Raw genomic sequence first — 10,700 nt, forward strand, 5'->3', positions numbered from 1 at the left:
GAGGTCTGACGCGGGGCGTCGCCGGAACATCGCCCCGCTCGCTCAGACCATAAGGTGGATTCCATGACGTACTCCGTCGCCGTCTCCGGCGCGTCCGGCTATGCCGGAGGAGAGATCCTTCGGCTCCTCGCCGATCATCCCGAGTTCGAGGTGCGCACCGTGACCGCGCACTCGAACGCCGGCCAATCGCTCGTGTCCGTGCAGCCGCACCTGCGCTCGTTCACGCATCTCACGCTGCGCGAGACCAACGCGGAGACCCTCGCCGGCCACGACATCGTCTTCCTGGCGTTGCCGCACGGCGCGTCGGGGGCGATCGCCGCGGAGCTCTCGCAGGACACCCTCGTGATCGACTGCGGCGCCGACCACCGGCTCGAGTCGGCCGACGACTGGTCGGCCTTCTACGGCGGCGACCACCACGGCGCCTGGGCGTACGGCGTGCCCGAGCTGCCCCGGCTCTCGGGGACGCAGCGCGAGCGCCTCACCGGCGCGCGGCGCATCGCGGCGCCGGGGTGCAATGCCTCGACGGTCGCGCTGTCCCTGGCGCCCGGCATCCGCGCCGGCGTCATCGAGGACCGCGACCTCGTCGCCGTGCTCGCCGTCGGGCCGTCGGGCGCGGGCAAGAGCCTGAAGACGAACCTGCTCGCGTCCGAGATCCTCGGCTCCGCGAACCCGTACGCCGTCGGAGGCTCGCACCGGCACATCCCCGAGATCGGGCAGGCGCTGCGCTGGGCGGGGGCAGCGACCCCGACGATCTCGTTCACCCCGGTGCTCGTGCCCATGAGCCGGGGCATCCTGGCCACGTCGACGGCGCGGATCATGCCGGGCACGGATGCCGCGACGGTCCGCGCGGCCTGGGAGGACGCCTACGCGGGCGAGCGCTTCGTGCAGCTGCTGCCCGAGGGGCAGTTCCCGCGCACGGCCGACGTCCTGGGCGCGAACACGGCGCTCATGGGGCTCGCGGTGGACGAGGCCGCCGGCCGCGTCGTGGTCATCGCCGCGGTCGACAACCTCGTCAAGGGCACCGCGGGCGCGGCGATCCAGTCCGCGAACATCGCGCTCGGCCTCGCAGAGTCCACCGGCCTTCCCATGAATGGAGTCGCCCCGTGACCGTCACCTCTCCCGCAGGGTTCGAGGCCGCCGGCATCGCCGCGGGCATCAAACGGTCGGGCGCGCTCGACCTCTCGCTCGTGGTCAACCGCGGGCCCTCGTCGGCAGCCGCGGCCGTGTTCACGTCGAACCGGGCCAAGGCCAACCCCATCCTCTGGTCGGAACAGGTGATCCTCGACGGCGTCGTCTCGGCGATCGTCCTCAACTCGGGTGGAGCCAACTGCTTCACGGGCCCCGAGGGCTTCCAGGTCACCCACCGCACGGCGGAGGCCGCGGCATCCGCGCTCGGCGTGGCCGCCGGCGACGTGCTCGTCTGCTCGACCGGCCTCATCGGCGACCAGCTCGACGGCGAGGTCCTCGAGGAGGGCGTCCTGTCCGCCGCCGCGCGGCTCTCGACCGAGGGCGGTGACGATGCCGCCAGGGCGATCATGACCACGGACACCCGGCCGAAGACCGTCGTCGTCGAGGGCGACGGCTGGCAGGTCGGCGGCATGGCGAAGGGCGCGGGCATGCTCGCGCCCGGCCTGGCCACGATGCTCGTCGTCCTCACGACCGACGCCGACCTGCCGAGCGACGAGCTCGACGCGGCGCTCCGCGAGGCCACGCGGGTGACCTTCGACCGGCTGGACTCCGACGGCTGCATGTCGACGAACGACCAGGTCACGCTGCTCGCCTCGGGCGCATCCGGGATCGCACCCGACCGGGGTGCGTTCCGGGCGGCGGTCACCGAGGCCTGTCGCTCGCTCGCCGAGCAGCTGCAGGCCGATGCCGAGGGCGCGAGCCACGACATCGCGATCGAGGTGCGCGGCGCCGTCACTGAAGACGACGCCGTCGAGGTCGGGCGCTCGGTCGCCCGCAACAACCTGTTCAAGGCGGCGATCTTCGGCAACGACCCGAACTGGGGCCGCGTGCTCGCGGCGATCGGCACCACGCAGGCGCCGTTCGATCCGTACCTCGTCGACGTCTCGATGAACGGCGTCCGCGTCTGCCACGCCGGCCGACCGGATGCGCCGCGGGAGCAGGTCGACCTCACGCCTCGCGCGACCCACGTGCTCGTCGAGCTGCACGCCGGCGCGGCATCCGCGACCATCCTCACCAACGACCTCACGCACGACTACGTGCACGAGAACAGCGCGTACGCGAGCTGATGATGCAGACACGCGCGCAGACCGACACCGACGACGCGGAAGCCCTGGCGTCGGCGAAGGCCCAGGTCCTCATCGATGCCCTGCCGTGGCTGAAGCGCTTCCACGGCGAGACGGTGGTCGTCAAGTTCGGCGGCAATGCGATGGTCAGCCCCGAACTGCAACGCGCCTTCGCCGAGGACATGGTGTACCTCCGCTACGCCGGCATCAAGCCGGTCGTCGTGCACGGCGGCGGGCCCCAGATCTCGGCGATGCTCGATCGACTCGGCATCGAGAGCGAGTTCCGCGGCGGCTACCGGGTCACGACGCCCGAGGCCATGGACGTCGTCCGCATGGTGCTTTCCGGGCAGGTGAACCGTGAACTCGTCTCGCTCGTGAACGAGCACGGCCCCCTCGCGATCGGGCTCTCCGGCGAGGACGCCGGCCTGTTCCGCGGTCGTCGGCGGGGCGTCGTCGTCGACGGCGTCGAGGTCGACCTCGGACAGGTCGGCGACGTCGTCGAGGTGGATCCCGCGGCGGTCGTCGCGCAACTCGAGGCCGGGCGCATCCCGGTGGTCTCCTCGATCGCGCCCGATGCCGATCGATCGGGCCAGTCGCTCAACGTGAACGCCGACTCCGCCGCCGCGGCACTCGCGGTCGCGCTCGGTGCGGCCAAGCTCGTCGTGCTGACCGACGTCGCGGGCCTCTACCGCGACTGGCCGAACCGCGACTCGCTCGTGTCGCAGATCGACTCGGCCGAGCTCGCCGAGCTCCTTCCCACGCTCGAGTCGGGCATGATCCCCAAGATGGCAGCATGCCTCGAGGCGGTCGAGGGCGGCGTCGCCAAGGCGGCGATCATCGATGGGCGGGTGCCGCACTCGATCCTGCTCGAGATCTTCACGCCCGCGGGAATCGGAACCGAGGTGGTGGCCGCATGAGCGCCTGGCAGGAGCGATTCGACAAGCGGGTCATGCGCTCCATCGGGATGCCGCTGCTCAAGCTCGATCGCGGAAGCGGTGCGCACGTCTGGGACGACGAGGGCCGCGAGTACCTCGACTTCCTCGCCGGCATCGCGGTCAACTCGCTCGGGCACGCCCATCCCGTCTTCGTGGAGGCGGTCAGCCGTCAGGCCGCGACCCTCGCGCATGTCTCCAACTACTTCACCACCGAGCCGGCGCTCGAGCTCGCGGAGCGCATCGTGCGCCTCGCGGGCGCCGGCGAGAACGGGCGGGCGTGGTTCGGCAACTCCGGCGCCGAGGCCAACGAAGCGGCGTTCAAGCTCTCGCGCCTGAACAACTCCGGCGGTGCGCGCACGCGCGTGCTCGCGCTCGTCGACGCGTTCCACGGTCGCACCATGGGCTCGCTCGCCCTCACCGGCAAGCCGCACATGCGCGAGGCCTTCGAGCCGCTCGCGGGCGGCGTCGAGCACATCCCCGCGACCATCGAGGCACTCGAGGCCTCGATCGACGACGCCGTCGCGGCGCTCATCGTCGAACCCATCCAGGGTGAGGCCGGGGTCGTCGAACTGCCCGACGGCTTCCTCGTCGCGGCGCGAGAGCTCACGAGACGCCACGGCGCCCTGCTCATCGTCGACGAGATCCAGACGGGGGCGGGCCGCACGGGGGACTGGTTCGGGTTCCAGCACGCGGGCATCACACCGGATGCGATCACGGTCGCGAAGGGCATCGGCGGCGGCATCCCCATCGGCGGACTCGTGACGTTCGGCGCGGCATCCGACCTCTACTCGAAGGGCCAGCACGGCTCGACCTTCGGCGGCAATCCGCTCGCGACGGCCGTCGCCAACGCGGTGCTCGGCGAGATCGAGCGCGCCGACCTCGTCGGCAACGCCGCGCGACGCGGCCCGCAGGTGCGCGAGCGCATCGCGTCGATCGGGTCGCCGCTCGTCGCCGCCACGCGCGGTCGGGGCCTCCTGATCGGCGTGGGGCTCACCGAGCCCGTCGCGGGACGCGTCGTCGACGCAGCCCTCGCGCACGAGCTCATCGTGAACGCCGCCAACGACGTGACCATCCGACTCGCGCCCCCGCTCATCATCGGCGACGCCGAGGTCGACCTCTTCGCCGACCGATTCGCCGCCGCGCTCGCCGACGTCGAGCGCGCGACCCACTGACCCGAACCGACGCGCCGGCTGCGGCCGGCCCACCGAACGGAAAGAACCGCATGACCCGCCACTTCCTTCGCGACGACGACCTGTCGCCCGCCGAACAGGCCGAGGTGCTCGACCTCGCACTCAGGCTCAAGGCCGACCGCTTCGCCGAGCGTCCGCTCGAGGGGCCGCAGACCGTGGCCGTGTTCTTCGACAAGACCTCGACCCGGACCCGCATCTCGTTCGCGGTCGGCATCGCCGATCTCGGCGGCGTGCCCCTCATCACGGCGTCCGGCGACAGCCAGTTGGGCGCCAAGGAGTCCATCGCCGACACGGCCCGGGTGCTCGAGCGCATGGTCGCCGCGGTGGTCTGGCGCACCTTCGCCCAGTCGGGCCTCGAGGAGATGGCCGAGGGGACGACGATCCCCGTCGTCAACGCGCTCTCCGACGACTTCCACCCGTGCCAGCTGCTCGCCGACCTGCTCACCGTCAAGGAGCGCTTCGGCGACCTCGCCGGCCGGTCGCTCGCCTACGTGGGCGACGGAGCGAACAACATGGCGCACTCGTACCTGCTCGCCGGGGCCACCGCCGGCATGCACGTGCGCATCGGGTCGCCGGCCGACTACTCGCCCCGCGCCGACATCGTCGAGGACGCGCGGCGCATCGCCGCCACGACCGGCGGGTCCGTGCTCGTGACCACCGACTCCCGCGAGGCGGCTCGCGGCGCCGACGTGGTCGTCACCGACACCTGGATCTCCATGGGGCAGGAGGCCGAGAAGGCCGAGCGCATCGCCGTCTTCGGCGGATTCGGCGTCGACGACGCGCTCATGGCCGAGGCCTCGGCCGACGCGATCTTCCTGCACTGCCTCCCGGCCTACCGCGGCTACGAGGTCGAGGCCTCGGTCATCGACGGCCCGCAGTCGGTCGTCTGGGACGAGGCCGAGAACCGGCTCCACGCGCAGAAGGCGCTGCTCGTCTGGCTGCTCGCCCACACGGAGGACGCACGATGACCGATCCGACCGACCCGACGACCTCGGCCGGCGACACCGGCCCCGTCGACGCAGGCGGCGCCGAGCCGCACGGCACGAACGAGGGATCGCTCTGGGGTGCGCGCTTCGCGAGCGGGCCGTCGCCCGAGCTCCAGGCCCTGTCCAGGTCCACCCATTTCGACTGGCAGCTCGCACCGTACGACCTCGCGGGCTCCCGCGCCCACGCGCGTGCGCTCGCAGCCGCCGGCTACCTCGACGACGACGAGCTCGCGGCGATGCTCGATGGGCTCGACACGCTCGAGAACCGCGTCGCGAGCGGCGAGATCGTCGCAGCGGACACCGACGAGGACGTCCACGGGGCGCTCGAGGCGGCGCTGATCGGCATCGTCGGACCCGAACTCGGTGGCAAGCTCCGCGCCGGACGGAGCCGCAACGACCAGATCGCCACGCTCGTGCGCCTGTACCTGAAAGATCACGCCGCCGTCATCGGCCGACAGCTCGTGCATCTGATCGACGCACTCTCCTCGCAAGCGGATGCGCACCGCACGGCGATCATGCCCGGCCGCACCCACCTCCAGCACGCGCAGCCCGTGCTGCTCGCGCACCACCTCCTCGCGCATGGCTGGGCGCTCTCGCGCGACCTCGACCGGCTCGTCGACTGGACGAAGCGAGCGGATGTCTCGCCCTACGGCGGCGGCGCGCTCGCCGGGTCCACCCTCGGCCTCGACGCGGCATCCGTCGCCCGCGACCTCGGCCTCGCCTCGCCCTCCGAGAACTCGATCGACGGCACCGCGAGCCGCGACGTCGTCGCGGAGTTCGCCTTCGTGACCGCGATGATCGGCATCGACCTCTCCCGCATCGCCGAGGAGATCATCATCTGGAACACGCGAGAGTTCGGCTTCGTCACGCTGCACGACGGCTATTCGACGGGCTCGTCGATCATGCCGCAGAAGAAGAACCCCGACATCGCCGAGCTGGCCCGCGGGAAGTCCGGACGCCTGATCGGCAACCTCGCCGGGCTTCTCGCGACCTTGAAGGCGCTGCCGCTGGCGTACAACCGCGACCTCCAGGAGGACAAGGAGCCGGTCTTCGACTCCGTCGAGACGCTCGAGGTGCTCCTGCCCGCCTTCACGGGCATGATGGCGACGCTCACCTTCCACACCGAGCGCATGGCCGAGCTCGCGCCCGCGGGCTTCTCGCTCGCGACCGATGTCGCGGAGTGGCTCGTGAAGCGCCGTGTGCCGTTCCGCGACGCCCACGAGATCACGGGCTCGCTGGTCCGGTACGCGGAGGAGCACTCCCTCGAGCTCGACCAGGTCGACGACGCGGCCCTCGCCGCCATCTCGCCGCATCTCACGCCCGGGGTGCGCGAGGTGCTGACCGTCGAGGGGTCCGTCGCGAGCCGTGACGGCGTCAGCGGCACCGCGCCCGATCGCGTGGCTGAGCAGTTCTCCAAGCTGGCCGATCGCGTGCGCCATCTCGTCGCCGGGCTTCCCTCCACGAGGAGTTGAGCGAGCGGATGCCGCGGCCGAGCCCCGGTGGCGACCCTTCACACCTCGACGGTGATGCGCCCCTGCTCGAGATGGGTCGGGAGTTCTTCGCTCGCGACGCGGTCGAGCTTGCGCCGCTGCTGCTCGGGGCGGTGCTCTCCCACGAGACGACCGCGGGCCGGGTGGCGATCCGCCTCTCCGAGGTCGAGGCGTACCGCGGCGTCGGCGAAGACCCGGGGTCGCACGCGTTCCGCGGACGCACCCCGCGCACGTCGGTGATGTTCGGCGAGGCCGCGCACCTGTACGCCTACTTCACATACGGCATGCACACGTGCATCAACATCGTCGCGGGCGCGGAGGGTGGGGCGGCCGCCGTGCTGCTTCGGGGTGGCGTCGTCGTCGAGGGCGCGGACCTCGCACGTGAGCGCCGCGGTGCGGCATCCGATCGAGATCTGGCCCGCGGACCGGCTCGCCTGGCATCGGCGCTCGGCGTTCCGCTCGCCGCAACGGGCGCCGACCTGCTCGCGCCGCCGTTCGGGCTCCGGGTCCCGTCCATGCCGCTTGCCTACGAGGCGGGCCCCCGCACGGGGATCAGCGGCGCGGGCGGGGGAGCGGCGTTCCCGTGGCGGTTCTGGATTCCCGGCGATCCGGGGGTCTCGACCTACCGGCGGCACGCCCGGTCGCACGACTGAGGCTCGCGCACACCGTCGTCCCCTTCAGGCGATCGCGCTCAGCGAACGGCGAGGTGCACGACGAGGCCTGCGGCGCAGGCCCAGATGAGGCTCGCCAGCGTGCCGATGATGAATCGCTCCCGGGCCTCCGCCGCCTCGAGCTCGGTGAACCGGCCGACGCCCTTGACGGCGACGATGATCGCGAGCGCCTCGGGGAATCCGGCGACGATGGAGCCGGCGGCGGCGATGCGTTCGAGGATCCCGATGACGCGCCCGCCGCGGAGCACCTCCTGCGTCGGAGCCGCCACCAGACCCTGCCGTTCGGCGTCGGTGGTGGGCTTCGAGGTGATGAGGATGCCGCCGTGGAGGCCGGGCGCGACGCTCGCGCCCATCGCCAGCTGCAGGGCGGTGCCGGCCGCCGGACTGCCGCCGAAGACGGCGATGGTCAGCGCGAGCACGGTCAGGAGGGGCCCGAAGCCGTCGGCCACCGACGTCGACAGCGCGGAAGCGCACATCAGTGCGACCGCGAGGGCGCCGGCGGCGATCCACACGAACAGGGCGCGTGGCCGGAGGTACGCGATGATCGAGACGGCCGCCGCGCCGGCGAGCGAGAGGAAGAGCGCGGCCGTGGCGATCGTGTCGACGATGGGGGTGGGATCGAACACGGTGCTCCTTCGCGGGGCCGGCAGGGCGGACCCGATCAGCGTAGCGATCCCGACCGACGCGCGCCGGTCAGGACGTCCCGGCGCGTCCCGCTCCCGCGTCGAGGCCGGCGAGCAGACGCACGAGCGCGGGCAGGGCGTCGGCCTCCGCGCGCCACATGGCCGCCTTCAGCCTGGCACTCACGGCGGCGGCGCTGATGCCGAGCATCGTGGCGATGTCCTTCTGCAGGTGCCCGGCCCGCGCGAGGTCGGCGACCTCCCAGCCGAGGTCGCTGCGCCGCTCGCGGATCAGCACCACGAGGCGGATGAGCGCCTCGACCTGTGCCGCGTCGAGTTCGTCGATGCGTCGGCCGGGCTCGGCAGGGACTGCGGATGCCGCGCGCAGCGCGAATCGCCCGTCGGCCCGCTTCGCGGCCTGCACTGCCTCGCGCGCCGCGATGAATGCCGTCCCGCTGGCCTTGCGCGCGGCATCCGGAAGCGGGGTGCGCACGTGGCCCACGCCCAGACCGACGCTCCAGTGTTCGTCACGCGTGGCATCGAGGACGATCTCGAGCGCCGCGGGGGCCGACTCGGTGATGAGCTGCACCTCGTCGCCGGCGGTCTGGTCGGCGGGGAGCACCAGGGCGCTTCGGTGGCGTGCCACGAGTGCGTCGATGAGCTCGGAGGCGCGGTCGGGGTGGTGGCGGCTCGCCACCTGATCCGCGGTGATGACGTACACCGTGTCCCCCTTTCGATGAATACCTCAGGTTTGATTCGGTCAGATCAATGTTACAGCATGAATATCCGTGAGTATAGCCGTGGGCCTTGATCTGCTATGCGTTGGGCGCTGGTAGCCTTGCTCCCGTGTCAGACCCAGTGATCCTCGATTCCCAGCAGAACGACACCTCCTTCGCAGACGTCTGGGAGGAGCTCGTCTGGCGCGGCCTCGTACACGTGTCGACCGACCAGGCTGCGCTGAAAGAGCTGCTCTCGGGCGAGCCGATCACGTATTACTGCGGGTTCGACCCGACGGCACCGAGCCTGCACCTCGGCAATCTCGTGCAGCTGCTGACGATGCGCCGCATCCAGCTCGCCGGTCACAAGCCGCTCGGCCTCGTCGGCGGCTCGACCGGCCTGATCGGCGACCCACGGCCGACGGCCGAGCGCACGTTGAACACGAAGGAGACCGTCGCCGAGTGGGTCGGGCACCTGCAGGGCCAGGTCTCTCGGTTCCTCTCGGGCGAGGGTGAGAACGCGGTTCGGCTCGTCAACAACCTCGATTGGACCGGTGAGCTCAGCGCGATCGACTTCCTGCGGGAGATCGGCAAGCACTACCGCGTGGGCACGATGCTGAAGAAGGATGCCGTCGCGTCCAGGCTGAACTCCGACGCGGGCATCAGCTACACCGAGTTCAGCTACCAGATCCTGCAGGGGTTCGACTACCTCGAGCTCTTCCGCCTGTACGGGTGCGTGCTGCAGACGGGCGGCAGCGATCAGTGGGGCAATCTCACGAGCGGCACCGATCTCATCCATCGCGTCGAGGGCGTCAGCGTGCACGCCATCGGCACGCCGCTCATCACGAACTCCGACGGCAGCAAGTTCGGAAAGAGCGAGGGCAATGCCATCTGGCTCGACCCCGAGATGTGCAGCCCGTACCGCTTCTACCAGTTCTGGCTCAACTCCGACGATGCCGACGTGATCTCCCGCCTCAAGGTGTTCACGTTCCTCGGCCGTCAGCGCATCGAGGAACTCGCGGCGCTGGTCGAGAACGAGCCGTTCCGCCGCGAGGCGCAGCGCACGCTCGCGAACGAGGTGACCACCCTGGTCCACGGTGCGGATGCCACGGCCGCCGTCATCGCCGCCTCCGAAGCGCTGTTCGGGCAGGGCGATCTCGCTGCGCTCGACGCCGACACGCTCGAGTCGGCGCTTCGCGAGCTGCCGAACACCACGACGTCCCCCGACGCGCAGATCGCGCAGCTGCTCCTGGACACCGGGCTCGTGAAGTCTGCGAGCGAGGGCCGACGCGCCATCGCCCAGGGTGGGGTCTCTCTCGACAACGTGAAGGTCGACGATGAGACGGCGACCCTCGAGGGTCGCGTCGCACCTGGAGGCATGGCGGTGCTCCGCCGCGGCAAGAAGACGCTCGCCGGCATCTTCGTCGAGTAGTCGCGTACCTCGACGCTCTGCCGACACGGCCCCGCCCACCCGGTTCATCCGGGGAGCGGGGCCGCTCGCGTCTGTGCTCCGTGCCGAGAGAAGCTCGCCGGCCTCTTCGCGACATCACCATTCCTGCCGGCACGGCACGGGACGGCACGGCACGGCCTCGCCCCGGTCCGTCCGGGACCGCGGAGTTCGCAGCCGGCCCCGCTCGCGGTCCCGACATTGTGAACCGCCGGAGCCTGCCCCGTCCGGGCCGCCGTCGATGGCATGAGGCAACCGAAACAGACTCTGGTCTGGGGTTTTGGTGGTGTGGTGTGGTGCGACACGCCCGGGATGTGGGGTTGATTTGTGTGGTGGGGGTGGGGGCTTGTAGATTCATACATGTCGCCGCGGCGGTCAGGAAGAAGCGGAAAG

10 protein-coding genes are annotated in these 10,700 nt (G+C 71.2%); 8 read left to right on the forward strand and 2 right to left on the reverse strand.

The features are described 5' to 3' along the window. Positions 1 to 63: 63 nt before the first annotated feature. The 7 genes from argC to GQQ95_RS18395 all read left to right on the forward strand — a co-directional run bounded on the left by argC (position 64) and on the right by GQQ95_RS18395 (position 7,506). A complete protein-coding gene (gene argC, locus GQQ95_RS18365; RefSeq protein WP_157429060.1) occupies positions 64 to 1,107 on the forward strand; it encodes an N-acetyl-gamma-glutamyl-phosphate reductase in 1,044 nt (347 codons plus the stop codon). Next, positions 1,104 to 2,255 (forward strand): bifunctional glutamate N-acetyltransferase/amino-acid acetyltransferase ArgJ, encoded by a 1,152-nt coding sequence (argJ, locus tag GQQ95_RS18370; RefSeq protein ID WP_157429061.1) that lies wholly within the window; start codon positions 1,104 to 1,106, stop codon positions 2,253 to 2,255. Before argC ends, argJ begins: the two co-directional genes overlap by 4 nt. A 2-nt stretch (positions 2,256 to 2,257) precedes the next feature. After that, complete coding sequence (argB, locus tag GQQ95_RS18375; RefSeq protein ID WP_157429070.1) at positions 2,258 to 3,169, forward strand: acetylglutamate kinase; 912 nt, start codon at positions 2,258 to 2,260, stop codon at positions 3,167 to 3,169. Continuing rightward, positions 3,166 to 4,359, forward strand: coding sequence for an acetylornithine transaminase (locus GQQ95_RS18380; RefSeq protein ID WP_157429062.1), 1,194 nt, complete (start codon positions 3,166 to 3,168; stop codon positions 4,357 to 4,359). Before argB ends, GQQ95_RS18380 begins: the two co-directional genes overlap by 4 nt. A gap of 50 nt (positions 4,360 to 4,409) precedes the next feature. After that, a complete protein-coding gene (gene argF, locus GQQ95_RS18385; protein ID WP_157429063.1) occupies positions 4,410 to 5,345 on the forward strand; it encodes an ornithine carbamoyltransferase in 936 nt (311 codons plus the stop codon). Continuing rightward, the gene (gene argH, locus GQQ95_RS18390; protein ID WP_157429064.1) at positions 5,342 to 6,835 is read left to right on the forward strand and encodes an argininosuccinate lyase; all 1,494 of its coding nucleotides are present in this window, start codon (positions 5,342 to 5,344) and stop codon (positions 6,833 to 6,835) included. The genes argF and argH overlap by 4 nt, the downstream gene beginning before the upstream one ends. Before the next feature lie 71 nt (positions 6,836 to 6,906). After that, positions 6,907 to 7,506, forward strand: a complete 600-nt coding sequence (locus tag GQQ95_RS18395) for a DNA-3-methyladenine glycosylase (protein ID WP_157429071.1) — start codon at positions 6,907 to 6,909, stop codon at positions 7,504 to 7,506. 38 nt (positions 7,507 to 7,544) lie between these two features. Here GQQ95_RS18395 and GQQ95_RS18400 read toward each other — a convergent pair whose 3' ends face one another. Both GQQ95_RS18400 and GQQ95_RS18405 read right to left on the reverse strand, forming a co-directional pair. After that, complete coding sequence (locus GQQ95_RS18400) at positions 7,545 to 8,150, reverse strand: hypothetical protein (RefSeq protein ID WP_157429065.1); 606 nt, start codon at positions 8,148 to 8,150, stop codon at positions 7,545 to 7,547. 67 nt (positions 8,151 to 8,217) lie between these two features. Then, the gene (locus tag GQQ95_RS18405; protein WP_157429066.1) at positions 8,218 to 8,865 is read right to left on the reverse strand and encodes a DNA-binding protein; all 648 of its coding nucleotides are present in this window, start codon (positions 8,863 to 8,865) and stop codon (positions 8,218 to 8,220) included. A gap of 125 nt (positions 8,866 to 8,990) precedes the next feature. Here GQQ95_RS18405 and tyrS point away from each other — a divergent pair, with 125 nt between their 5' ends. After that, positions 8,991 to 10,292, forward strand: coding sequence for a tyrosine--tRNA ligase (gene tyrS, locus GQQ95_RS18410; protein ID WP_157429067.1), 1,302 nt, complete (start codon positions 8,991 to 8,993; stop codon positions 10,290 to 10,292). Positions 10,293 to 10,700: the final 408 nt, after the last annotated feature.

Source organism: Agromyces salentinus (genome assembly GCF_009749395.1).
GTDB classification, from domain to species: Bacteria; Actinomycetota; Actinomycetes; order Actinomycetales; family Microbacteriaceae; genus Agromyces; species Agromyces salentinus.

What these genes read in the sequence shown, in the direction of transcription:
- argC (WP_157429060.1), top strand. Translation starts at nt 64, where the DNA reads ATGACGTACTCCGTCGCCGTCTCCGGCGCGTCCGGCTATGCCGGAGGA.
- argB (WP_157429070.1), top strand. Translation starts at nt 2,258, where the DNA reads ATGCAGACACGCGCGCAGACCGACACCGACGACGCGGAAGCCCTGGCG.
- GQQ95_RS18380 (WP_157429062.1), top strand. Translation starts at nt 3,166, where the DNA reads ATGAGCGCCTGGCAGGAGCGATTCGACAAGCGGGTCATGCGCTCCATC.
- argF (WP_157429063.1), top strand. Translation starts at nt 4,410, where the DNA reads ATGACCCGCCACTTCCTTCGCGACGACGACCTGTCGCCCGCCGAACAG.
- argH (WP_157429064.1), top strand. Translation starts at nt 5,342, where the DNA reads ATGACCGATCCGACCGACCCGACGACCTCGGCCGGCGACACCGGCCCC.
- GQQ95_RS18395 (WP_157429071.1), top strand. Translation starts at nt 6,907, where the DNA reads ATGGGTCGGGAGTTCTTCGCTCGCGACGCGGTCGAGCTTGCGCCGCTG.